The organism is Bifidobacterium sp. (assembly GCF_022647885.1).
Taxonomy (GTDB): Bacteria; Actinomycetota; Actinomycetes; order Actinomycetales; family Bifidobacteriaceae; genus Bombiscardovia.
In genome coordinates this window covers 1,290,326-1,316,335 of the sequence record NZ_JALCLM010000001.1, presented here as the reverse complement: position 1 = coordinate 1,316,335, position 26,010 = coordinate 1,290,326, and the positions used below count along the sequence as shown (strand labels likewise).

At 47.8% G+C, this 26,010-nt stretch carries 21 protein-coding genes; 8 read left to right on the top strand and 13 right to left on the bottom strand.

Features of this window, described 5'->3' with window-relative positions:
* Positions 1-33 precede the first annotated feature (33 nt).
* From LKI20_RS05635 to LKI20_RS05600, 8 genes are all read left to right on the top strand, one after another.
* Positions 34-747, top strand: a complete 714-nt coding sequence (locus tag LKI20_RS05635; protein ID WP_291771358.1) for an energy-coupling factor transporter transmembrane component T — start codon at positions 34-36, stop codon at positions 745-747.
* Positions 744-2,345 (top strand): ABC transporter ATP-binding protein, encoded by a 1,602-nt coding sequence (locus LKI20_RS05630; protein ID WP_291771355.1) that lies wholly within the window; start codon positions 744-746, stop codon positions 2,343-2,345. Before LKI20_RS05635 ends, LKI20_RS05630 begins: the two co-directional genes overlap by 4 nt.
* A 110-nt stretch (positions 2,346-2,455) precedes the next feature.
* Entirely contained in the window at positions 2,456-4,372 is a 1,917-nt protein-coding gene (locus tag LKI20_RS05625) for an ABC transporter ATP-binding protein (protein ID WP_291771352.1), read from the top strand.
* Entirely contained in the window at positions 4,369-6,138 is a 1,770-nt protein-coding gene (locus LKI20_RS05620) for an ABC transporter ATP-binding protein (RefSeq protein ID WP_291771349.1), read from the top strand. Before LKI20_RS05625 ends, LKI20_RS05620 begins: the two co-directional genes overlap by 4 nt.
* A gap of 201 nt (positions 6,139-6,339) precedes the next feature.
* Positions 6,340-6,801, top strand: a complete 462-nt coding sequence (locus LKI20_RS05615; RefSeq protein ID WP_291771345.1) for a hypothetical protein — start codon at positions 6,340-6,342, stop codon at positions 6,799-6,801.
* Between the two features lie 393 nt (positions 6,802-7,194).
* Positions 7,195-7,707, top strand: a complete 513-nt coding sequence (locus LKI20_RS05610) for a class II glutamine amidotransferase (protein ID WP_291771343.1) — start codon at positions 7,195-7,197, stop codon at positions 7,705-7,707.
* 377 nt (positions 7,708-8,084) lie between these two features.
* Positions 8,085-8,756 (top strand): winged helix-turn-helix domain-containing protein, encoded by a 672-nt coding sequence (locus LKI20_RS05605; RefSeq protein WP_291771340.1) that lies wholly within the window; start codon positions 8,085-8,087, stop codon positions 8,754-8,756.
* Positions 8,753-10,183 carry an MFS transporter gene (locus LKI20_RS05600; protein WP_291771337.1) on the top strand — a complete coding sequence of 477 codons (1,431 nt, stop codon included), beginning with the start codon at positions 8,753-8,755 and terminating at the stop codon, positions 10,181-10,183. The genes LKI20_RS05605 and LKI20_RS05600 overlap by 4 nt, the downstream gene beginning before the upstream one ends.
* A 171-nt stretch (positions 10,184-10,354) precedes the next feature.
* On the opposite strand, the gene tsaD is transcribed toward LKI20_RS05600, so the two are convergent.
* From tsaD to LKI20_RS05535, 13 genes are all read right to left on the bottom strand, one after another.
* Positions 10,355-11,446, bottom strand: a complete 1,092-nt coding sequence (gene tsaD, locus LKI20_RS05595) for a tRNA (adenosine(37)-N6)-threonylcarbamoyltransferase complex transferase subunit TsaD (RefSeq protein WP_434734944.1) — start codon at positions 11,444-11,446, stop codon at positions 10,355-10,357.
* Between the two features lie 44 nt (positions 11,447-11,490).
* A complete protein-coding gene (gene rimI / locus LKI20_RS05590; protein WP_291771333.1) occupies positions 11,491-12,012 on the bottom strand; it encodes a ribosomal protein S18-alanine N-acetyltransferase in 522 nt (173 codons plus the stop codon).
* Entirely contained in the window at positions 12,009-12,986 is a 978-nt protein-coding gene (tsaB, locus tag LKI20_RS05585; protein ID WP_291771330.1) for a tRNA (adenosine(37)-N6)-threonylcarbamoyltransferase complex dimerization subunit type 1 TsaB, read from the bottom strand. Before tsaB ends, rimI begins: the two co-directional genes overlap by 4 nt.
* Before the next feature lie 20 nt (positions 12,987-13,006).
* On the bottom strand, positions 13,007-13,633 hold the full coding sequence (tsaE, locus tag LKI20_RS05580) for a tRNA (adenosine(37)-N6)-threonylcarbamoyltransferase complex ATPase subunit type 1 TsaE (RefSeq protein ID WP_434734908.1): 627 nt from the start codon (positions 13,631-13,633) through the stop codon (positions 13,007-13,009).
* Positions 13,634-13,669: 36 nt separating this feature from the next.
* Positions 13,670-14,668, bottom strand: a complete 999-nt coding sequence (gene holA / locus LKI20_RS05575) for a DNA polymerase III subunit delta (RefSeq protein ID WP_291771327.1) — start codon at positions 14,666-14,668, stop codon at positions 13,670-13,672.
* Between the two features lie 61 nt (positions 14,669-14,729).
* On the bottom strand, positions 14,730-16,496 hold the full coding sequence (locus LKI20_RS05570) for a ComEC/Rec2 family competence protein (protein ID WP_291771325.1): 1,767 nt from the start codon (positions 16,494-16,496) through the stop codon (positions 14,730-14,732).
* A 4-nt stretch (positions 16,497-16,500) separates the two neighbouring features.
* Complete coding sequence (locus LKI20_RS05565) at positions 16,501-17,289, bottom strand: ComEA family DNA-binding protein (protein WP_291771323.1); 789 nt, start codon at positions 17,287-17,289, stop codon at positions 16,501-16,503.
* Between the two features lie 212 nt (positions 17,290-17,501).
* Positions 17,502-20,462, bottom strand: coding sequence for a leucine--tRNA ligase (gene leuS, locus LKI20_RS05560; RefSeq protein WP_291771321.1), 2,961 nt, complete (start codon positions 20,460-20,462; stop codon positions 17,502-17,504).
* A 129-nt stretch (positions 20,463-20,591) separates the two neighbouring features.
* Positions 20,592-21,695, bottom strand: coding sequence for an amino acid ABC transporter permease (locus tag LKI20_RS05555; protein ID WP_291771317.1), 1,104 nt, complete (start codon positions 21,693-21,695; stop codon positions 20,592-20,594).
* A gap of 15 nt (positions 21,696-21,710) precedes the next feature.
* Complete coding sequence (locus tag LKI20_RS05550) at positions 21,711-22,388, bottom strand: amino acid ABC transporter permease (protein WP_291771314.1); 678 nt, start codon at positions 22,386-22,388, stop codon at positions 21,711-21,713.
* A 114-nt stretch (positions 22,389-22,502) separates the two neighbouring features.
* Complete coding sequence (locus LKI20_RS05545; RefSeq protein WP_291771313.1) at positions 22,503-23,360, bottom strand: glutamate ABC transporter substrate-binding protein; 858 nt, start codon at positions 23,358-23,360, stop codon at positions 22,503-22,505.
* A gap of 478 nt (positions 23,361-23,838) precedes the next feature.
* Positions 23,839-24,639, bottom strand: a complete 801-nt coding sequence (locus tag LKI20_RS05540; RefSeq protein ID WP_291771310.1) for an amino acid ABC transporter ATP-binding protein — start codon at positions 24,637-24,639, stop codon at positions 23,839-23,841.
* Between the two features lie 254 nt (positions 24,640-24,893).
* Complete coding sequence (locus LKI20_RS05535) at positions 24,894-25,844, bottom strand: magnesium transporter CorA family protein (protein ID WP_291771307.1); 951 nt, start codon at positions 25,842-25,844, stop codon at positions 24,894-24,896.
* Between the last annotated feature and the right edge of the window lie 166 nt (positions 25,845-26,010).

The window sequence follows — 26,010 nt, the reverse complement described above, 5'->3', positions numbered from 1 at the left end:
ACTTCCCATTCCCTCACACCCAAAACTGTTGGGATGCCTCAGAAGAACGTGCTGACTTTCGATCCGCGCACCAAAATCGTGTTATTGGTACTAATCAATATCTTGGTACTCGGTAGCGGACCATTTATCATCACTCTTGCTGCTGCTGGAATAGTCGCGGCGCTCTATCTCAGCGCAGCAAAGTGGACAGGCGCACTCAAATTCGTGATATTTGTGAGTATTTGTGCAGCAGCATTTTTGATCCTACCTGCTGTAATAGGTGGTCCCGTCAGTGCCGTAGTTGCAGTTACAGGCTATTGGCTTGCCCGATTCGGAGTTTCCTGTGGGTATGCAGCATATTTCATCTCAACAACTGGACCGGCTCAGATTTCTGCAGCACTTATCGCTTTGAAGTTTCCGAGAGTCATAGTTGTACCGCTGGTTGTGGTCATTCGCTTTATTCCTACGGTTGCAGAGGAACTTCATGCCATTAGTGACGCGATGGTATTGCGCGGAATATATCCAGGTCCAATTGGAGCTCTAGCACATCCGATACGCACTGCTGAATTTGTGCTGGTACCTCTGCTTGCAGCATCCTCACGGATTGCAGATGACTTAAGCGCATCGTCAATGCTTCGAGGTTTGGGTAGTCATCGCAACCCAACCTCAATTGAAAAGCTGACGTTTAATTTCACAGATGTGGTACTCATACTCTGTGCTCTCGCTTTAACCATATTTAGCATTTTTGGGAAGGGCCTTGCCCTATGACACCAACATCTACATCAACAGCAGTTGCAGAGATCGACCATGTGAGTTTTTGGTATGGATCTGATCCTGCCCAACACTCAACGTATTACTCCCCCGTTGATTCAGAAAGCTCCGATATTACGAACAGTGATGCTTCGACACCAACGCGCAGTGATAAGGCAACGCTTGAGGATATCAGTCTGGATATCATTCCAGGAACTATAACACTGTTGTGTGGAGCGAGCGGTTCAGGGAAGACTAGTGCGCTCCAATTACTCAATGGTCTAGTGCCACATTTCCATCAAGGAACAATTGTGGGTACCGTTCGCGTTGCTGATCTAGATGTTGGATCAGCAGATATCGGCGCATGCGGCGAAGTAAGCGCTACAGTTTTCCAAAATCCGAAAACACAGTTCTTTACTAGTGCAGTACGCAGCGAACTTGCTTTTCGTATGGAAAATCATGGCATTTCGCAAGCCGTCATGGATGCAGCAGTGACAAGAACTGCCGCGCAGTGTGATATCGAATACCTTATGGACCGACAACTGAAGGAAATGTCAGGCGGTGAACTCCAAAAAGTTGCATGCGCACAGGCTATAAGCGCCAATACCCCGTTACTCCTGTTTGACGAACCAACTTCGAATCTCTCTGTCGAAGCAATAGAAGAATTCACAGATATGTTGACCCATCTCAAACAGCAAGGACGCACTATCGTTATAGCCGAGCACCGACTATATTTCTTGCGAAATTTGGTCGATCAAGCTGTGTTGCTCGAGGACGGTCACATTGTGAAACGAATGAGCGGAGCAACGTTCTTCGCACAAACTGACAGCGAACGGCGCAAAGCCGGATTACGCACACTTATCAAACCCTCTTTCGACACCGCAATCTCAACATCACCTTCAGTTTCGGCGTTACCGGCAAAGAAATCTGATGACTCTGGACTGGTATTGAATAATTTGAGCTTCTCCTATGGTAAACAACCCATCCTCGATATCGAGCACGCCTCATTTCCCAAGGGAAGCATCTCAGCGCTTGTCGGTGCAAACGGTGCAGGAAAAACAACTCTTGCTCGACTTATCTGTGGCCTACTCAAAGAGGAAAGACACTCAACGATCAGCTTTGACGGTAAGCCTCTTTCACCGAAGCAACGAACGAGTATGAGCTATATCGTCATGCAGGACGTCCACCGCCAGCTGTTCGCTGATTCTGTACGCAAAGAAGTGACCTTAGCTTTCGACAAAGATGCGCAGCGCAACAAAGATGTACTAGGAATACTCAAGCAACTTGACCTTGGTACATATGCCGACAGACACCCGCTGTCACTATCTGGAGGACAAAAGCAACGGCTTGTCATAGCGTCCGCAATCGCTTGTGACAAACAGATTTATGTCTTCGACGAACCGACTTCCGGCGTTGACTACCGCCATCTGATCGCTATTGCCAAACGATTACGAGCCTTAGCGTCAGCAGGAGCCGTGGTAATTGTTATCACTCATGACACCGAACTCTTAGAGATTTGTGCGGATCGAATTGCGTATTTACGCTCCATACGCAGCGGCAACATTAGCGACAGCTACAACGATTCACAGCTGAATATCGAGCCAGTAACTCATTAGTTACTTACGCACAAAACCTCTAGTCCACAAAGCTATCGATTCACTAAAGCTCACATGAGCAAAGCACACAGCTTATCGAAAACATTACAGAAAAGATTGAAGGAAATAGAGTGACAACATCACACACCAGCAAAACCACTGTGCCAGGTGGTGAACAACAGCGCCAGCGATCATCTGCCAAACTGTCAGACGAGTCGGTAACTACGCAAGACTCAACTGCACAACAGGACGATGCCGCAAAAAGCAAAGCTTCTAAGCTTGCACTTGCTGAAATTACCAGCTCTATTAAAGGCTGGCTCCTCGCCGGACGCATACTCTCTGGTCTTTCAGCCATATTGGCAATTGCCCCATACATCGCTCTAGTAAACCTTGGTGACATCTTCCTCAGCTCGTGGACCTCAGGAACAAAAATCGATGAACACCAAGCAATGATGTGGCTTTCACTACTGATCGGTACCTTCACTGGACGCTTATTGCTTTATTTCCTCGCCTTGAGTATCACCCATTTTGCTGATGCCCGTATGGGACTGGATATTCGTAGCAAACTCATTACCGCTCTTGGACGAGCACCATTGTCACATTTCACTTCAACGAGCAGCGGACAAATCAGAAAAGCCATTCAAGACGATACACATACCGTTCACGGATTGGTTGCTCATGCTCCCGTTGAGTCAACATCAGCATTAATGATGCCAGCTGCGTTATTCATCTATGCTGTGGTAATTGATTGGAGATTAGGTCTGCTTTCTGTAGCCACAATTCCAATCTATATGCTTCTTCAAATGATTATGATGCGGGGAATGGGCCCCAAAACGGCCGAGATGGACACCAAACTCTCTAAAGTTTCATCAACCATGGTTGAATTCGTCAGCGGCATCAGCGTAGTGAAGGCCTTTGGCCAGGTCGGTCGGGCTCACAAAAACTTTGCACATGCAGCCGATGAGTTCTCGGAATTCTATGTCGGATGGTGCGCCCCACTGCTAAAGGGGTCAGCTATTTCAATGGCCTTCATCGCAGCTCCTATTATGCTGCTGATTAATCTCGCCGGTGGATTTCTGATGGTTTCACAAGGCTGGATCACAGCAGCCCAAGTCTTAGCATGCTCACTAATAGCGCTAGTGCTTCCTGCTGCGATAGAGGTCGCTGGAAATATGTCGTGGTCTTATCAAGTTGCCGGCGCAGCAGCGCTTCGCATTAAGCATGTACTCAATACTCCTGTGATGGAGCAAAATCCCAACCCACAATCACCAGCAGGATACGATATTCATTTCGACCATGTCAGCTATTCATACGGGGACATACTTGCTTTAAATGATGTCAGTCTCGATATACCCGAAGGAACTACAACAGCGTTGATAGGACCTTCTGGCTCCGGAAAATCTACTCTGGCTACCCTGGTGGCACGTTTCGCCGACCCTGAGCAGGGTCGTGTCACCATCGGGGGCGTAAATGTTCGTGACATGTCTTACAACCATTTGTATCCAACGGTCTCTTTCGTATTGCAAGACGCTCAGCTACTGCGCATGTCTGTGCGAGACAATATTGCGCTCTCCCGCCCTAATGCGAGCCTCAACGACATTCGTGCAGCAGCGAAGGCAGCGACCATAGACGACGAAATTATGGCTCTGCCCCATGGCTACGACACCATAATCAACCAAGATGTCGCTCTTTCTGGCGGACAGGAACATCGAATAGCCATCGCTAGAGCACTGATTGTTGACGCTCCTATCCTCATTCTCGACGAAGCTACTGCCTCCGTCGATCCTGAATCTGAAGCCGAAATACAAGAAGCTCTCAACAACCTTGTACGCGATAGAACCGTTATCGTCATTGCACATAAACCAACATCAATCGTTGGAGCAGAACAAATAGTAGTGCTGGAACACGGACAGATAAAAGCTTGTGGTACCCACGAGGAGCTCCGCAACGAAAAGCACTATGCCGCTTTGTGGAATAACGCACAGAGCGAGGAAAGCGATATTGCTGTTGCAAATAGCGCGACTATTGAACAAGGAGCACAACGATGAGCACAGCAACTCTGCATAACCGTCATTCACTCATTTCTCGTTATCGGGTGCTTATTTCTGATAACGGTCAGTCGACTTTCACCACTGACATAGCTCTTAGCGCAGCCTCCGGCACAGTAACAGGACTGTCGCTACTGGTGCTGCTGCCCGCATCGCTTACTCTAGCTGGTGAAAGCGTATCATTTGGACTCGGATTTTGGGGTTGGATGATTGTGCTCGCCGTTTTAGGTATCGCCAGCGCACTCATCGAGTATTCAGGAGCTATTGCCTCGTATGAGTCAGCACTCGACATTATCCGTAATCTGCTAAGAACTGTGGGAGATAAACTCGCCAAGCTTCCTATCGGTTGGTTTCATGAGTCATCAGCAGGTAATCTTTCGAGATTCGTCTCGCAGGATGTAATGACACTCGGGCAAAGTGTCGCTCACTTATTAGGCAAACTCATACAGAACGCTTGTTGTGTTGGCGTGGTGATTATCGGTGTATTGCTGTGGGATTGGAGACTTGGACTTCTTCTCGCACTCAGTGTGCCAGTGATGCTGATAGCATTGCGACTTTCACAGTATTGCATTACCCGAGGCAAACACATCACCGATCCAGTAGAGCAAGAGGTCAGTGATCGGATTGTAGAATTTGGCCGCTGTCAAGGTGCGCTGCGAGCGTGCGGCCGAAGCACATCATTCAAAGAACTTGATGAGGCAAACGCTCAAAGTACCGCTGCACAGAAAGCCTCATTATGGTGGGGCACGGTAGCTAATTTACTCAACGGCTTAGTTGGGCAGTTGGTTGTGGTACTGATGATTATTTGTGCTGCACTTTTCGCTATGCAAGGCTCGTTGAGTCCTATTTCAGCGATCGCTTTTATTGGACTGTCGCTTCGTTTTATGCAGACGCTTGAAGAGTTGGGCGGTAAGTTGCTTGGGGTTGAAGATAATCGAGTAATGCTTGATCATCTGGATGATATTTTCACTGCACCGACCTTGCCTGAACCGACTCAAACTGCTGTCTTGACTGAGAATGGTGCAATATCACTGAAAAACGTTGGTTTCTCTTATATTCCTAATCATCCAGTGCTCAGCGATATATCCTTCGACGTGCGGCCTGGGCAGTTAGTCGCGCTCGTTGGCCCTTCTGGCGGCGGTAAATCCACCATCGAAAAACTTATTGCGCGCTTCTACGATGTGGACACTGGAGAGATTTCAGTTGGTGGCGTTCCTGTAAAGCAACAACCATTTGAACAACTTATGAAGCAGCTATCTATCGTGTTCCAAGATGTGTATCTCTTTGATGACACACTAGCTGCGAATATCAGAGTCGGCAGACCTTCTGCCACTGATGCGGAAGTTCGAGAAGCAGGAGAACTTGCTGGCGTATCAGAAATTGTTAACAGGCTACCCAATGGCTGGCAAAGTATGGTTGGCGAAGGTGGACATGCCCTTTCAGGAGGCGAGCGCCAGCGAGTATCCATAGCTCGTGCTCTGCTCAAACAAGCTCCAATCGTGCTGTTGGATGAGGCGACTAGTGCTTTGGATGCTGAGAATGAGCGTCATATCATGGATTGTGTTGAACGCCTGAGGCAATCCTCATCGTTGCTGGTGATTGCGCATAAGCTCAATACGATTCGTTCAGCCGATCTGATCATCGTGCTCGACGCAAAGGGTAACGTGGTGCAGCGTGGAACTCACGATGAGCTCATTGGGGAAGCTGGTCAATACGCTTCTTTCTATGCTGCGCGTCATAGAGCAAGTCAGTGGCATATCGCCTGATCGGACATTACGGACTCTGTTGATGTTATCAACATGGTTTTTCTACAAGGACTGCCGCGCTGTGTATTCCACACGCGGCGGTCCTGCTGTATTAGGGTTTGTGTTCGCATGCAATCAACACAAGCTATTACACTGTAGGTCAGTTAGTTGTTGTGTAATTTGCGGTTGCAGATTATTGATAACACATAATGGGGTGCAGCTATGACAGATATTGATCGTGCGCTCTTTGCCGAGCAGTTGCAACTCCAGAAATTCATCAGACTATACAGTGTACCTGGCTTAGATCTCAATGTGATGGTGAATCATCGTTGGAACGTCCAAGATATGCTTGCTCACATTGTTGCATGGCATGAAAGCTTTGCGCACAATCTGAGTCTGCTCGCGGACGGTAAGCCCGCGGAACCTCCACGAGGCACATTGCGGGATGTGAACAGGGAGGGCGTGCTTTCGTTGCGTGGCATCGAGATTCCATGGCTGCTTCGTCGTTTGCGCAAGGCGCAGAGAATTATCGAAGAACATATCTATGATGATTCGATCACTCTTATCCCCTACCGCAAGCCCGGCACAAGTTATACCCGACAGCAGCATCTTGATGTGGTTTGCGGTCACATCCACCAGCATTTCTGGGAGCTTGTGGATGTATATGTAGCAGCCAAGGGCTGATATACGCTCATCTCTTCAGCAAATGTGCATTGAGGCACGCGAAGCATGCTGATTTGCTGTCTTCTCGTGCTTCTTTGTACACTTTTAAGGCTCCTTTCACTCAAATCGTTCTATGCTGCACCGAGTTGCCGCTTCTGTTGCATCCAGAGGATTTTTCTATTGCAGTGCTCGACGTCGCACAGCTACATATCGATGAGGCTGTAACAAGTATTTGCGTCTGATGTACCTTGCCACTTATAACCAGTCATCACGAATGCATATATCAAGCACCGTGATTAATGCTGGTCTTACGTATACGCTTGACGACATAACAGGGCGGACTCGTCAGCGGCTTAACCAGACCAGAATCGAGGTAGAAATATGTGCGTCATTACTACAGCGGAGGCAGGAAGTATGCCAACTATTGTTCAGTTGGCAGCGATGAGCGAGATTAATCCTGACGGCGCTGGTATTGCGTGGTATGACGGCACAACGCTACATCGTTACAGAAATCTCGATAATAATAAGACGCTTGGCAAAATTTTCAGCAACTACCAATATTTTACTTCCGTGCCTTTTCTCTTGCATTTCAGGCATGCCACACATGGCGGCATCCGTGAGACTAATACTCACCCATTCCACTATGAGATTGACGGTGAGCGCGGGTACATCGCACACAATGGTATCGCCGAAGACTACACGACTGGGTTGTATGGCTGCGACAGCCGTAACGTTATTCAAGCTTGGCAAGAACACCACGCTGACATCACTACTGGCAAGCAGGGCAAGTTCGCATCAATTAGCGACAATGGAGTCATTCGTTGGCATCATGGCCAAGAAATCGTCAGAGGTGCCAAGGGAAGTATCCTCGTCAGCAACCACAAATGGGAGAAAGCCGTCAATCTGGTTCTTGACGAAGCGGCCTGAAGAGGTCAACTCAGGGTTTCAGCCTAATAGATTGCCGTTTGTGTAGGGATTTTGTAGCGCACTGAGAAATTTGTTTTTTGATTATGGCGTGATTCCAGGCTTTAGGGTATTGATCATTCACTCATCTCGCATGTAATCCCTACACAATAGAGCGGCTATGCGATATCCGGCCATTTCTATGGGCATTCTTAGGATGCCACACGTTCAAAGCTATGTAGAGAACAGTACTTGTCCCCCTTCTTCATTTTTTGGCCGGAATATGTGCTCTATGTAATTTCACAAAGATTGCAAATCATGCATCCCTGCTGAGTACGAGACTATCCATCTATACAAAGATATGTTTGCATAGATTTCTTTGCAATGATATCTTTGCTTATATGGAAGAACAAGACATCACGACGAAGATTGATTCGATCACCCCAACCCCAGAGCAGCTCAGAGCGCTCACACATCCCATCAGGCTGAGGCTGCTTGGTCTGTTACGTCTTGAAGGATCGCAGACTGCCACTGATCTGTCGCGCACGACAGGACTGAGCACCGGTTCCACCAGTTATCATCTGAGAATGCTCGCAAAATACGGGTTTATAGAACAAGATCAGAAACTATCCATTGGTAAAAAACTCTTCTGGCGATCTGTAAATACCGCAACCGTCACCAACACACCACAACAAGATGACCCTGATGCGGAAAGCAAGCTGGATGCAATGTATGGATTCCAGCAAATGGTTGCAGCTGAGTATTCACGACAAATACTTTCCGCATCAGAGCAGTGGCAGACTCTCCCCCTTGAATGGCAAAATGCCTCTACACTCAGTGACTTTCCTATCCGAGTCACAGCTAACGAAGCACAAGAGATTATGCATCGCGTTGCAGCCATATTGCTCAAGGAAATGCATGACCACCCACTACATAGTAACGATTCCGATGAAACCAGCGAAAGTGATACGGATACACAGGCCTTCTCTATTCAACTTCTCGGCTTCCCTGTGAAGATTGCTATGCAGAGTGACAACAGTCTGGATGAGCACAGCGATGAGGGCAAGCAATGAGCATCGATGCAGCTTCAGACTCAGGAAATTCAGACTCAGGAGAGAACACCAACACCTCATCCTCCACAAAGAGCACAGTGATGCATGCTCGTCTGGTTGTCGCAGCATGGCTATGTTCCGACATTGCCTCATTATTCGGCACAGCGCTGAGCAGCCTAGCTGTACCGTGGATGGTATTGAACCTCACTCATAATACTGCTGCAACAGGTGTTGTGAGTGCCATTCAATTAGGAGCACTCGTCGCAGCAAATCTCGTTTCAGGACCACTGATTGACAAGCTCGGACCAACTCGGGTGTCGATTTTTTGTGACTATACCAGCGCCTGCTTCATCGCCCTGATACCAATACTTTGGGCTGTAGATTTGTTCTCAATACCAGCACTGATTGTAATTGTCGCGGTTGTTGGTGCTCTGCGTGGACCTGCCAATAGTTCCAAAAGTGTGTTGTCGCCAAGTGTGGCTCAATTCTCCAAGCAACCTATGGAGCGAATCACAGGACTTTCCGGTACCACTGAACGACTTGCTAGTGCAATAGGCTCTGCCGCCGGTGGCGTGATTATTGGATTTGTTGGTGGCCCTTATGCTCTCGCTTTCACGTCGCTTGGCCTGATTGTCGGAGCGACGTTAATCGCTGTCATTGTTCGACCAGCTCTTCGCCAGATGAGCGATCCTGCTGTTAGCGATACTAAGAGCCGCGATTCAGCTTCAGACCACCAAGTAGGCACTGCCAAACATCACCTTGCAGAGCATCGCAATGCACCGTTGCGTTCGCGAACTTCAGCATATTTCGCAGATCTCAAAACAGGATGGAAAGCACTCATTGCTCTTCCTACAGTCATGGGGCTTACACTAATTCCTGCGGTTACCAACATGATTGATATTGCTTGGACAGATGTGCTCACACCGGCTTGGGTATTGTCTCAGCATCTTGGATCACAAACCCTCGGGCTACTCTTCGCCTCCCTGACCTTTCCAGCAATGATCAGCAGTTTGATTGCAACCATTTTTGCTTCTCGTCTGCCACGTTTTCCCGTTTTTGTTATTGGTTATCTAGTCGTAGGGGCACCTCGATATCTGGCCATGGCTTTCAACGCACCAACTACCGTGGTGATTGCTACCCTAATCGTCGGTGGTATTGGATCAGGATTCTTGAACCCAATCCTCGGCGCAATCATCTACGAACGTATTCCCAAAAAATCTCGTGGGAAAATCATATCTCTTACAGGTGCAATCAGTTGGGGCCTGATGCCGCTCGGATCGCTGTTGGGTGGTTTCATGTCTCACCTCATCGGTCTCAACATCACACTCGGTATCTTGGGAATCGCCTATCTCATAATCACCATGGTGCCTCTATTCGTGCCCACATTGCGGCATTTCGAACGAGTACAGCCAGAAACGAGTCAACAACCCGAGATTTCGGGTCAATAAACCTATATTTTGCCACGAAACTCCGTTTGTGTAGGGATTATCAGAATGACAGCATGTATCGCAACAATTCTGTCAAAACAGATCGTTGGAATTGCAAGCTTCATGACAATCAATCAAGGAGCTTCTACTTTGCAATCACTACACAAACGAAAGGTATGGCGATCACCGCTGTTAAGGCATGACGATTTGGGTTAAAGGCATAGCAGAATTGATGGGAAAGTCTGAGGAAGAAGGTTTAATTCCTGCCTCAAGCAGATTTGATCCAAGCATCGCCACCATTGCGCCATTATCTGTACACAATGCAATTTTCGGGATGCGCACCTGTACACCCTCACGTTTACCAACTTGCAGTAACTTTTCGCGCAGTTGAGAATTCGCGGAAAAACCACCACCAACAATTAAGGTATCGGAAGCATACTGAGCACAGCCTGCCATAGCTTTTTCGGCCAATACATCGGCTACAGAGTCAGCAAGTGACGCACAAACATCGTCTACTGGAATAGTGTGCCCCGCAGCTTCCTCACTCTCAATCCAACGTGCTACGGCTGTTTTTACGCCAGAAAAGCTGAAATCATAAGGATGCTTGGCGGCTGACTTCCCTTGTGTAAGACCTTTAGGCACACGTATTGCATGAGGATTACCCGTACGCGCATGTCGATCGATATGAGGACCTCCTGGATAAGGGAATCCCAGAAGCCTGGCAATCTTATCGAAGCACTCCCCCGCAGCGTCATCCAACGTCGTTCCCACTACATCGACATGACGAGCGACATCGCGTACATGCAGCAATGAAGTGTGTCCGCCAGATACAATCAATGCCAAGGTATCTTCAGGGAAAGCACCGAATTGTAATTGGGTAACAGCGATATGACCAATCACATGATTAATCCCAAAGATAGGCTTGCCAGCAGCCCAAGCGAGAGACTTCGCGCCCGATACACCTACTGCCAAGCATCCTGCGAGCCCTGGTCCAGCCGACACGGCGATTGCGTCAATTTGACTCAAATCAAGGTTCGCATCAGCAAGAGCCTGAGATACTACTGGCACAAAAGACTCAGCATGCGCCCGTGATGCTATTTCTGGAATAACCCCACCATATCGTGCGTGCTCAAGCATAGAAGAAGCCACAACATTAGATACGAGTTTGCCATCTTGGATCACCGCTGCCGCTGTTTCATCACAAGTTGATTCGATGCCTAACACGATGCCGCCATGCACTTTTGAAACTGCTGACTGCTCATCATCAGTGGGTAATACTGTCATCTTTTCGACTCCTGCAGCAGGTATGTGTGGATAATCACTCTTCATCATGATTCCTCTTGAGCTGACTGACCGTCATCCGCGTCTCGGGCTTGATCCGATATTTCCGCACTATCCAGAGCTGCCCATTGATCGATATCGTTAGCCATCGTGTAGGCGTCCACACCTTCAGGTTGATAATAATGTTTACGGATTCCCAACTGTGTAAAACCAAAACGCTGATACATCTTAATAGCAGGCTGATTATCTACCCTAACCTCGAGCAACATCCGATGTGCCCCTTGACGTTTTGCTTCAAGTAGCAAGTGTCTCAACATAGCAGACGCAATACCTCGGCGCTGATATGTTGTGGAGACTGCGATAGTCATCAGTTCCGCGTCATCTCCGTCATACCAATACCCTGCATATCCCCGAATGATTCCCTCAGAATCCGCATCAACCACATAATTTCTTGCAGGCGCGTTAATCTCTTGATGTACCAGAGCTTCGCTCCAAGCCCCACTGCCAAACAGCTCGCTTTCAAGAGCGGCAATAGCTGCTGTGTCTTGCTCAACCAAGGCGCGAATCATCTGGATTCACCATCCTTACCAACAGTGCCCTTACCAACAGTGCCCCTAGCACCAGAATGCTCAGCAAAAGCGTTTGATGTGCGATTGTTACGCGCTCCAGATGACGATTCTTCGTGATACGTCACCTGTTTTAATGGTTTAGGCACTGAAACATCCGGTCTGCGCAAGTACAGTGGTTCAGCCGATACTTCTTGCCCTCGTTTAGCATGCATAATTGCAGTTTGAGCGAAAAGACGTATTCCATCTGGGTTTTGGTCAAGTACTGATTCGTCACGAATTGATGAAACTGCAAAAGCTTCATCCTGCGCTGTAATATCAGCACCGTCATGAGACACCTGGTCTAGCGATTGAAGCTGAGGAAATCTGGACCACTCTTGCATATATCTGCCTGCACCATGACCAACGATATCTAAGTCAATCTGTTTTCCGTACGTCGTCTGAGCGGCAGTTAAACAATCACTGACATGTGTGACGATAGCTTCAGGAAAATCTATATCCATTGGCAGTAATTCATCTTCACCAATATACAAGGCATAATACAATTGATGACGTCGAGCATCGTTAACTGCCAACGTTGCATGCAACGATGCTGTATTCGCAGAATCTGATGCCGCTTGGTCGCATTGATGTATCTGTTTCATCCACTGATGTTGAACCTCAAGAATGTTTTGGCCGATGAGCTCTGCTCCATTTGCATAAGCCAGTGCTTTCGCAGCGACGATTCCTGCCCGCAATCCGGTAAACGGCGCAGGACCTGTGCCAACAATAATGCGAGCTATCTGATGAGGGTCTATACCAGCCTCACGAGTAGCTCGTGCAATGTTCGGTTGAAGCTTTTCGACATGAGATCTCGAATCGCTTTCGATAATTGCCTGATGACCGACAATACCAACGGTAGAACCGAAAGAGGTATCGATGACTAAGGTTGGAAGATCCTCACGATCGATATCATTTGCTTGAACTTCGCTATCCATGCTGTCCTTCGTCTGATAGGTCATTCTTTCGTCTCTTGTAGTCTTGGCGATGTAAGAAATTTCACTCGTTGTGCCCACCCAGAGCCTACTCCTGTGATAGACACTTGGCGTGTACCTTCGCTGCTGAGTTCCTCAGTTTGTGTAGGCAACGTCGCGTCAAGTGGCCGGTCAATAGCGATGACCAGTCGCTGAGGTGCTAAAGCGGCCACCATCTGCTCACCCCATTCCATAAGCACCACACTGTTGGCACCTGGATTTTCTAATTCCTCATCCAAACCGAGCGATTCCAATTCGTCCAGCAAGCGTGAGCTAACATCTTCGCCAGGCATAAAAGAAGTATTACCTAGACGATACGCATCAACATGGATGAGCTTTGCCGCACTTGCATCATGGAATGTACCCTCTAGTTCTCTGGCAATAGTGAAGGTTGGCGATACGATTGGGATTTCTATACCTAAGCCAGCACCAAAACCTTGCGCAAAAGTAGTTTTTCCAGCGCCCAGCGGACCCGAAAGCAGAATCACATCTCCGCCATGCACCAGTTGAGCCACTGTACGCCCCAACTCTCTCATATCATCAGATGTTGCAGCCAAAACATTGATAGTTGTACTTTCTTGAGTACTATCACCAATAGTGAACTCAGTCATATTGTTGATGCTCCTTCACCATACTCATCGATATAGTTACCGTCCCAATCGCCCTTTAGTACCAATGAGTTCTATTGCGATCTCAAGGGCATAAACCGGGTCTCCCCTGCTGCTTTTGCTACTTTCATCAGCTGCTGCGAGCGCCTCTATGCATCTGCCCAAACCTGCCGACGTCCAGCCTGAGAGCTGTCGGCTCGCTGCTCTAATTTGCCACGGACTAGCTTTGGCTTCTGCCTGCGATATGCTGCCTGATTGTATCGCAGCAGCTTTCGCTAACATGCGTAATTTTAATGCCAGAGCGCCGATGAGCGCTATAGGTACTATTCCTTGAGTTACCGCCGCGCGCATAGCAACTATGGCATCTGCTGTTCGTCCCTCTACGGCCTTGTCTGCAACAGCGAATCCTGTCACTTGAGGGTCTGCTGTCAGATAGGTGTTTGCAGTATTGAGAGTTATAGGATTTTCGTCGAAGTCGAAGCATAATTGTTCGCACATAGCTGCGAGTTGTCCTGTGTCATCGCCTAAGACATTGACCAGCTGTTGTGCTGCCATTGGCTCTATGCGGCGGTGTTTTCGTTCGAAGGTGCTATATACGAAGTTGATTTTTGCATCGAATTTTTTAAGATCAGGTATGTTCTGTCTATCTGCTCCTGCTCTGGTGAGGGCATCTAGTAGACGTTTGCCTTTTTGTCCACCTTCGTGTTGCGCGATAACGACGCTGCCGATGTCTTGGCTGGTTTTACTGTGTTTGCAGTATTGCTGAAGTGTTTGTGCCAATTTGTCGTCTGCATGTTCCACATTGCTTAGAATCACTATTGTGCTGTCACTGAGCAGTGATGGCCCTACTGCTTCGTCGAACGCATAAGCATCACATTGGGCTGCGTCGAGTTCAACAATTTCAGCGTCAGGTCTAATCTGGGCTGCTGCATGACGCAAATCACGGATACGCTGATTGTTGAGGAAAGGATCTCCTCCAACTACTAATGTCAACGGTGCTGGAACTGTCTGCGTGCTGTGTTCTTGTGAACGAACCATAGCTTCCAATCTCGCGTTAATACTGGACAATATGTACTTCAATACCAATACTGCGTGTAATTCACCATTCAAACATTTCTATGCTTTCGCGTATCCAAAATAATACAGAGCTGCGTACACTTCGTCGGTAGGCAATACCTTCGTGATTGCCGGCTTGATCACGAAGACAACGGCGCCTTGTTGTTATGTGATGTAGAGATATCACTATTGCTATGCATAGCAACTCTATAAGCAGCATGAGTATCACTCCTTGCCACCCTGGAAGCCAAGTCATTGTTGAGATTTCTGTATCACTAAGCCATTTGGCGCAGTCGTACATTAAGGAAGTGCCTATTGAGGACAGCCACGCGCATCCATATGCAAGTTTTGGTAGAAAGCAAGCCGTTGATAGTGCTAGCAGGCCGAATATTGTTGCCAAGTTTACGGCTGGTGCAACGACTATGTTGGTTGGAACAGACAGTATGGGGATTTCGGGGTCCATAAGAAGCTGAATCGGTAAGGTGAACATTTGCGCACCTACAGCGATGCCCAGTTGGCCAGCTGCGAAGCTACCAATCACCCTTTCGCATATGCTGGTAATGGCGCTACCAACCGTAACAATCCCCAAAACCGCCGCACATGATAATGCAAAACCGTAACTTGTTGACAGGTGAGGGTTACTCAACAGCAGTAATACAACAGTCCAGGATAGTTGTGATAACACCTGTGCACGTCGGCCTTTGAGCACAGCCAACGCCCCTAATACGCTCATTGTGGTGGCCCGCCAAACAGAATCAGAGGGATACACTACGGCAGTTAGCATGCAAGCACCGAAGACAAGGGCACCTGCGATAACTGCTCTGTGTAGCAACAATCCTTTGAGTACTGTATGAATCAACGAACTTAACAACAGAAAATGTCCACCTGAAACAACCATGAGATGCATAATTCCTGAACGTTTGAATTGATCTTTAACCATCTCGGCATAGGCAGGATCAAGCGTACTAAACGTCTGCCCTGTATGAGCAACTGCTTCCTGGCCTAAAACTCCTAAGGTTAATCCTGGAACTAATACCCGTCCTTGTTCACTGAGTGTTGAGCTGATTGCAAGGAATCGTTGCTGAACAAGATTGGTAACACGCCACAGTATATGCGGTTCAGATACGATGCTTACCGAAGATCTCGTTGCTGGTGAAACAGCTTCTAGCTGTACTCCGTTGTCGAATTCAGATATGGACAACTGCACTACAATGCGATATTCGGCTCCTCTGCGCATTTCGCAAACCTCATCATCACCGACAATCCTTGCACGTAGTCTGGAGGGCATAGCAATTGCACCCTGATGATGTTGTTGCACACTCATCACTCGCACATCAGCTCGGCATGTGCTGGAGCGTAAGGCAGATACTGTTATTGGTGATAGCACACGGATTATTGTGCTGTTGGTGCTGTTTCTGGCAGCGGCCAGCTGATATGCAGGGTCTGAACGTTGCACAGTTGACCAGGCTACGGAAGCTCCAGTTGAAGCAGCACATGCAGCCAGCATCACTACTACTGTTGGAGCACTGCGTCTGCACCAAATTAGTAGCCTGCACATCTTGCGAGAGACGACAATACGTGAACAATTCTGGTGATAGCAGGCTCCCAACAACAACGCTGGCAGACACAGCACCACAGTTGCCAACGGTATCGCCACAATATATCTCAGTGTATGGTTGAGCTCTGCTTGGCCACAGAAGGCGCCCAGCCAGACTGCGGCAGCTATAGGAATCATCCGCATATCAGCACTGCCTGATTCATGTAAGTGCTGTTCCGCCACTAGTTTGTATGGATTCAATGCGGCTCGCATACGACTACTCCACAGTCACATATGGGCGAATAAGCTCGAGTTTTTTCACACCGATACCTTGAATATCTAGTAATTGATCGATGCTGTTAAAACGCCCCTGTTGCTGTCGATACTTGATGATCTTTTCTGCAGTCGCTGGTCCAATACCAGATATCTGCATCAGTTCGGCGTCGTTTGCCTCATTGAGATTAATGAGATGCTCATCGGATGAATTATCCTGAGCTGCTGGAGTCGATGAGCTTGAAGTCTCAGGTGATTCCGCAACATTCGGTGGCGCACTTGCCGCATTACTGTTGTCATTCTGCACGTCGCTATTATCTGCGTGAACACTCATTGAGGGTGATACTGAAACTTCTTGATTCCCGATACTGAGTGCTTGCCGTTGAAATGCTGCATAATTGCTTGCTTGTTGAAGTAATAACGTCAGACTCGCGCACAGCGCTGCCACCAACAACACGATAACCACAATCGCATGCCCCAGACTAAAATACACACGTTTTCGCTCACGCGTATGTTGTCCCAAACGAACGTCATTCATTATCGCTGCATGATGCTGGAGTCCAACAGAACTTTCAATATGCTTTCCACCCACACTGGTAGTACTTTTCATCAGATCAGCAAGCTTGAGATGCTGGGGATATTCAGTTGAGGAAGTGCTCAGAGTCTCGTCACGGTGAGCCTCATCAATCTGCACTCCTTCACGGTGAGCCTCATCAAGGAGCGTCTCCTTGAGTTCATAACCGTCATGAGTCTGGTCTAATGCTCTGAGACGGTTAGCGATTGGGGCAGTCATGCACCGATTCTGCATCGTTGCACAGGCTTATGCCACATGTACCAAGGATGTGGTCGAATATGCCAATTTCTCCATGTTATGCACCGGATTCGCTGAGCTATTGTTCACCGCACAGTCGATTCCATACTATTGTGCTAACGCAAATAAAACAGTCTTCCACTGTGCATAACCACAGTGGAAGACTGAATAATCATTAATCGATGACGCGAAAACTACTTACTCGGCACAATCGACACAATTCGAGGAGCTTTCACAATCACCTTACGCGGAGGCTGACCACCCAAACGTTCCTTGACAGCGGGAAGATCCAACGCTAATGCTTGCAAAGCTTCGGGATCGATATTCGGGTCAACTTCAAGTTTGCCGCGAATCTTGCCTTGCACCTGAACCACAGCAGTGACCTTATCTTGACCAAGATAACGCTCATCAAACTTCGGCCAAGCCTCATGAGCCAGTGAATGCTCATGACCAAGTTTTGACCACAGTTCCTCACTGATATGAGGTGCAACCGGAGCCAACATCAGAATCAATGGTTCAACCACGCTACGCGGCGTGCTAGGCAGTGACGTTAAATGATTGTTCAAGACGATCAGCTTGGAGATAGCAGTATTCGGGCGCATAGCCTCCATCTCGTCCGTTACATCATGAATCGTGTTGTTCAGCAATTTAAGAGTTTGCTCATCAGGTACATCATCACTTACCACGACTTCGCCTGTGCTTTCGTTCAGCACATTTCGCCACAAACGCTGCAGAAATCTCATACCGCCAACAACATTACGAGTATTCCAAGGACGCGACTCAGCCAAAGGACCCATACTCATCTCGTACAAACGGAAGGTGTCTGCACCATAGTTGCTATACATATCGTCTGGCGTAATGATGTTTTTTAGGCTCTTGCCCATCTTGCCAAATTCACGGTTGACTTCTTTACCGTCATAGTAGAATTTCCCGTCGCGTTCCTCTACTTCAGCAGCAGGAACATACTGTCCGCGGTCGTCCGTGTAGGCGTATGCCTGAATCATGCCTTGGTTGAATAACTTGTGGAAAGGCTCTTTTGAGCTAACGAAGCCAAGATCGTAGAGCACTTTATGCCAGAAACGTGAGTACAGCAAATGCAGCACCGCGTGCTCAACACCGCCGACGTACAAATCAACTCCACCTGATGTCCCTGCAGTGGCATTATGTTCAGGACCGAGCCAATAATCAAACTCTCCTGGTTCCACCATATGCTGCTGATCACTTGGATTGATATAACGCATGTAATACCAGCAAGAACCAGCCCAATTAGGCATGGTATTCGTATCACGGTGGTATTTACGTGGACCATCGCCAAGATCCATAGTGACTTCAACCCAGTCATCATTACGGCTCAGCGGTGCTTCCGGCTCAGTTTCAGCATCGTTTGGGTCATACGTTTTAGGACTGTAATCAGGCACTTCTGGAAGGTTAACTGGGAGCTGATCGTCAGGAATCAGATGAGGAAGACCATCCTCGTCATATACCACTGGGAAGGGTTCACCCCAATAGCGTTGACGTGAAAATAGCCAGTCACGCAAACGGTATGAGGTTTTGCCGGTACCAACTTTAGCTTCTTCGAGCCAACGAGTCATGGTACTAATAGCATCGTCAACGCTAAGACCGTCTAAGCTAAGTCTGTCTCCCACGCTTGCAGTGTGCTCAACCGTGGAGTTAATAACGATTCCCTCGTGGGAAACAAAGGGAGCAGTGCCTTCATATGACTCTAGTTGTTCACCTGATTCAGGAGTCGGCTGCACGGTATAAATCACTGGCAGACCATAAGCGGTAGCGAAATCATAATCTCGTTGATCACCGCCTGGCACTGCCATAATGGCTCCGGTGCCATAATCCATAAGCACATAGTCAGCAGTAAACACCGGCAACTGTGCCCCAGTTACAGGGTTAGTAGCGTATAAACCAGTGAAAAGACCGGTCTTTTCGCCTGCATCATCCACACGGTCCTTCGCAGTTTTTGATTCCGCTTGACGTCGATATTCGCCAACTGCCTGACGAGGATCGTCATAACCGCCCTTCCATGACTCAGGTACGTCAGCAGGCCATTGATCAGGAACAAATTGTAGGAGTTGATGTTCTGGTGACACCACGGCGAATGTCGTGCCGAATAGAGTGTCTGGCCGTGTGGTGTAGACCTCCATATCCTTATTACCCTGCTCAGTATGCACCGAGAAATGTACCGAGGCCCCATGCGACTCACCAATCCAGTTGCGTTGCATGAGTTTAACTTTTTCAGGCCAATCTAACTCGTCAAGATCTTCAATCAGACGATGCCCATAAGCAGTGATACGCATCGACCATTGCTTGAGTTCGCGCTGAAATACTGGGAAATTCCCTCGTTCGGAACGCCCCTCGGCAGTAACCTCTTCATTTGCCAAAACCGTGCCAAGCCCTGGGCACCAGTTAACTGGCGATTTGGAAATATATGCCAACCTGAATTCGTTGAGAGCATGGGAACGTTCTGCTACATCGAGATCATTCCAGGATTCCTCTTCATGCCCAGGTATAGATACTCTTCCTGAAGCGAACGCCTCTTCAAGTTCGCTAATCGGACGTGCTGAACCGATGCCACCATCAGCTCGTACAAATGAGGGGTCGTACCAAGAATTGTAAATTTTCGAGAAAATCCACTGTGTCCAACGCACATACCCTGAGTCGATGGTCGCGAAAGACCTGCGGTCGTCAAAACTTAAACCCATGCGGTGGAGCTGCCAGCGCATATTTGAGATGTTTTGCTCTGTGGTAATACGAGGATGCTGACCGGTCTGCACTGCGAACTGTTCAGCTGGTAAGCCGAAGGCATCGTAACCCATCGCATGAAGTACGTTTTCACCCTTCATCCGATGATATCGGCTCACTACATCGGTGGCAATATATCCTAGAGGGTGTCCAACGTGCAACCCTTTACCGGACGGATATGGAAACATATCAATGACAAAATATGGGTTACGGCCATCAGCATGTTTGCCTGAACCGTCCACTAACTTTCCGTCAACATTGGCTGCCCAGAAGGTACCGTTGCTTTCCCAATGCTGTTGCCATTTTTCTTCGATGTGTTGTGCAAAATCGGCATTATAACGAAAAGCCGGTTCAGCGGGGATCTCTACAGGAGATGTGGTGCTGTTTTCGTTGGAACTCATAAGGTGCATTATCGCTATTCGCTTGGACACCATTGCAATCGTAACCGTTAATATCTCACGATATGACAATGATTGAGGGGCATCCCTAAGCGAGATGCCCCTCAAGAAAAACTGTGCTACGTCAACCCTCTACCACTTCTTGGGTTTATTTACTGGATGGTTCGGGTCGTGACCGTGCTCAAAATGGCTTTCTTTCCATTTGCCCGTCACAGCATTAGAACCGTGATAGTGGTCGTGGAAAGGTGGCTCAGCGCCGTTGAATGGGAGTTCACGCTCACCTGCACGTTCGATCATGCTGGTATTTGATGGATCCATAATGGCTATAGGTGCTTGAACTGGTTCCACGGTGATACCTGTTGTTCGGCGACGCATGCGCTTTGGCATGGACTCAGCCAAGCGAGACAACAAGTAGCTGAAGATGAAATACACCACTGCTGCCACAACTAGGGTTTGCAACATGTTGAAATTCGCAGAACCAAGACGACGCGACTCTTGCAATAAATCCGTGTAGGTAATGATTGAACCAAGTGCGGTGTCCTTGAGCACTACCACCAGCTGGGTTATCAACGCTGGCAACATAGCAATCAAGGCCTGTGGCACTTCAACAGAAAGCAACGAACGCAAAGGACTCATACCGAGAGCCAATGCCGCTTCGCGCTGACCATTTGGTAGGTTTCCCACGCCGGAGCGTACCAGTTCTGCAACCACTGATCCGTTATAAAGAATTAAACCAACAACCACAGCCAGGAAGGCCGCATTATCGCTAATTCCTATGGCAGAGAATCCGCGCCACAAGAAAATCATGAATAGTAACACGGGCACTGCGCGACAGAACTCAACAATAATGGATGATATCCATCGAATTGGAGCAAAGTTCAGCAGTCTACCAATACCGAAAATAATACCGAAAATAATCGAACCGATAATGGCAACTATCGATGCTTCAAGGGTTTGCAACAAGCCTGGAAGATAGAAATCATGCCAAGCTTCCCAGTTCAAGGCGGGTTTCCACATACTCCAACTCAGCTGGTTCTGACCTTGCGGTGGGTTAGCCAAACGCATGAGAACAGCCACTACCAACACGGCAATTACAGCAAATGCCACAATGTTGATAAAGAAAATTCGCTTCTTCGACTTTGGCCCTGGCTCATCAAAGAGCACTGAGGCCTCGTTGAGTTTGCGCTTCTTAGGAGTTTTCGTTGCAGTTACAGGGGACGTTGTTGTTGTACTCATAATCATTCTCCCTGTCTACCTGCGTACCGCAAGCTTATTCGAGAGCCATGTAGTGATCAGACCAATTGGAATAATCATAATGACGTAACCGATAGCAAAGATGAGGAAGATGGTCACAATCTTTGAAGCATCATTCTCAATCATCGAACTCATCAAGCTGGATGTTTCTGTACTCACCGAAGCAGCAGCTGCAACTGTCGAATTCTTCAACAGTGCAATCAAGGTATTGCCCAGCGGAGCAACAGAACCTCTAAACGCCTGTGGAAGAATCACGATACGAGCTGACTGCATAAAACCAAGACCAAGTGAACGGGCTGCTTCTGCCTGACCAAGCGGCACAGTGTTAATACCCGAACGCAATGATTCACAGACGAATACTGAGGTGTATAAAGACAATCCGCAAACTGCAAGCCAGAAGAAATTCGTGTCGAAGTTATCGGAGAACTGAAACTTTAGCTGCCCAAAGACTCCTAAAATCATGAACACCATGATGATGGTTAATGGCATGTTCTTGAAAAACTCGACGAAGCCTGTCGCAAAGCCTCTCAGACTTGGCACAGGGCATATGCGCATCATGACGAGCACAATACCGAGTATCAATGAGAACAGGGCGCTCCATAACGTCAATTCGATGTTTACCTTAAAAGCGCCAAGCACATCGTACGTGGAGAACAATGTCGTGAAATCAGACACGCTTCCTCTTTTCTTTAGTTCTTCCTACTATTCGACACATTGAGCAATCGTGCTGACGAGTCATACCGTAGAAGCATTACTCTAACGATACAACCCGTCAACATGGATGTACTCTTAGAAATCTTGCGTGCTTGATGCTGCATCGAAGGCTGTTGGAGGATTGTACTCTGAGTTGGCTTTGTAACCAGTGCCCTTGGTGGCGCTGTCAAGAGCCTTCTGCCAAGAACCGTCCTCTTCCATCTCTTTAAGTGCTGCATTGATCTTCTTGACCAAGGTAGTGTCACCCTTCTTCACACCAATGCCGTAACGCTCTTGTGTGAAAGGCTTGCCGACAACCTTCAACTGTCCATCACCCTTGGCTGATGCAAGACCTGCGAGAATGATGTCATCAGTAGTCACTGCATCAACAGTTCCTGAAATCAGTGCAGTCACGCACTCTGCATATCCGCTTTGTTCCATCAACTGAACTTTGCTGGCGTAATGGTCCTTGATGGTCTGAGCCGAAGTAGAGCCTGTAACCGAGCACAACTTCTTTCCATCCAATGAGCTCGGGCCAGTAATAGACTTTTCATTAGAACGAACCAGAAGGTCTTGACCAGCCACGAAATATGGTCCTGCGAAGTCAACGACTTTCTTACGATCATCAGAGATTGAATAAGTAGCAACCACCATATTGACGTCGCCATTTTGAATCAAGGTTTCACGCTGCTTGGAAGGAGCTTCTTTCCATTCAATCTGGTCTTCAGAGTAGCCGAGTTTCTTCGCTACATACTTAGCAACATCAACATCGAAACCGGTGTATGTGCTCCCCTGTTTATATCCCAGACCTGGCTGATCGAATTTGATACCAATCTTGATTTTTGGTCCATCGGCGCTACTTGAGCTATCTGCCGATCCGCCACAAGCTGCTAGTGAGGTCAGGCTGACCACTGCCACTGCTGCAGCTAAAGCTTTCTTAAATACCGCGTTCATCGTTATTTCCTCTCTTCTTTCATCCATAACGGGCTGGAGCGCATATGTCTTGCGACGTGTCCATCAAGTGAAGTACCCACGGTCGCTGATATGCTTCTCGCACCTGCTATATGATGACTCGACGTTGTTACTCGCTCATGTCATGCTTCTGAAATCTTCCACTTTCTAACACTGCGCGTCGGGAAAATCCCTGACGGAGCGAAAGTAGTGAAACATCGTATGCAGCAACAACATCCATATTGTTCATGAAATTTCGCACAAGCTGTGGTAGACACTAGACATGCAATACCTTGGCGATTTTCATATTCGGCGCACGCTCAACATCTGCGCACACCAAGCACCTCTGTAATCTGTACTTCCAAGGACTTATAGCCAAGCCGCTACTGAACCACATGGGGGGACTTAACGTGCCTAGAAGTTTTTAAGGAAGGCTGCTGTGAGAACCGCGAAGTTTGCCCATCACAGCAGCTGTTCTACGTTAATGGTCAAGAATCTTGCCGAGGAAGTCCTTGGCGCGTTCCGTCTTGGTGTGCTCAAAGAACTCAATAGGAGAACCTTCTTCAAGAATCTCACCATCAGCCATGAATACCACACGATTAGCTGCCTGACGGGCAAAGCCCATCTCGTGCGTTACCACAATCATGGTCATACCTTCTTTAGCAAGGTCCACCATGACATCAAGCACTTCATTAATCATTTCTGGGTCGAGAGCACTAGTAGGCTCATCAAACAACATCACTTTAGGATGCATAGCCAATGAGCGAGCAATAGCAACTCGTTGCTGCTGTCCACCGGAGAGTTGTGCGGGAAGTTTCTTTGCCTGAGAGTCGACGCCGACACGGGCAAGAAGCTCCATAGCTTCCTTCTCGGCTTGTTCTTTACTAATGCGACGCACTTTTCGTGGAGCAAGTGTCACATTATCGAGAATCGTCTTATGCGCAAATAAATTGAACGATTGGAAGACCATACCAACCTCTGCACGCAACCTGGTTAAGTCCTTGCCCTCTTGAGGCAATGGCTCTCCATCGATGCGAATTACACCAGAATCAATGGCCTCAAGCCTATTAATCGTTCGGCACAGTGTAGATTTTCCTGAACCAGACGGTCCGATGATAACCAGTACTTCTCCCTTAGTTACCTTCAGATTGATATCTTTGAGCACATGCAAATCGCCGAAATATTTTTCGACATGGCTTACTTCCACAAGAGGCTTAGCAGTCAGTTGATCGGCTTCGCTCTCTCCACTCTTCAAGGCAGCAGACACAGAACCATCTGTCATAGCTGAGTGATCCTTTCTCTTGGATGAATGCCCTATCACGCAGGATGTCATAGTTGCTCATCTTCCGCATTAACCTAACACAGCTTTGTAAACAGGGAAAGAAATTGCTCACAAACGCTTAACTAGCTCATGAATGTCTAGAGGACAAGGCACAACATGCTGAGCAGCACTGAGTCATGGACTTCAGTGCTGTCACTTGCAGCATGCTCGAACAATTCTAGCGGTGTTTAACGGTAGTGAACACAGTCACGGCACTACTTAAACATTTTCGATCTAGTCAGGAACCAGGTCACCAAAATGGATAACACCATTGAAAACACGATTATGGCCACGAAACCCCACGGTTTATCAGTTAATGGCATTCCCAACATTCCTGTTTGAAAGTTCATGCCATACATAGAAAAAATCAGCGTTGGAATGGAGAGCGTGATAGAGATAATAGTGAATATTCTCATCACATTGCTCACATTGTTTGACACAATCGAAGCAAAAGCATCAGTCATATTCGACAGAACGCCCGAATAGATGTTCGCCATCTCTATTGCCTGCTTATTTTCTGTTATGACATCGCCCAACAAATCCTCATCATCTGGATATTGACGTATGCGATCTAAACTCGTCAATTTCTCCAAAACAATTTCGTTAGACTTCAAGCTGGTAGCGAAATAGACCAAGGTTTTGCTCAACTCTAGCAGCATCACAATCTCACGATTCTGCATAGAATGCCTAAGCTTAAGCTCTAATTTATCTGATTCACGATCAATAATGCGTAGATAGCGAAGATATGTGGTGGCGTTCCTATACAGAATTTGTAGGATGAAACGGGACTTCATGAAGGTGTTGAAACCTCGAATGGTCCCCTCCATGAAGGGATGCAGTACTGGCGTATCCTGCATACAAACAGTGATAATCAAACCTTCTGTGACGATAATCGACAAAGGAATGGTTTCGTACCAGTCTCTACCACCGCGATTTTCTACAGTTGGAATATCCACGATGACCATCGTGTAACCGTCTTCGACATCAACACGAGAACGTTCTTCGTCATCTAGAGGTGCACGCAAATCAGCTAAATCGATGCCCGTTGTCTGAGACACATTAGCGAGTTCAACATCTGAAGGTTCGCTTAAACATAACCATGAACCGTTTTCCGGTTTTTCTATTTGTTCTATTTGTCCATTGATGGTGCTGAATACCCTCATCATCGTTCTCACCTGCCCCTCATGGCTGACGTTGCGCATCTGACCTGAAGGCCCCACATGCAACGGCTGTACGCATTGGCTTTATACCATTGGCTTTAAACGGGTCACGTTTGATGAAACCGAACGATATCGGCTCCGCAACCTCAATAAGGATAGTCCATGGGTGGAC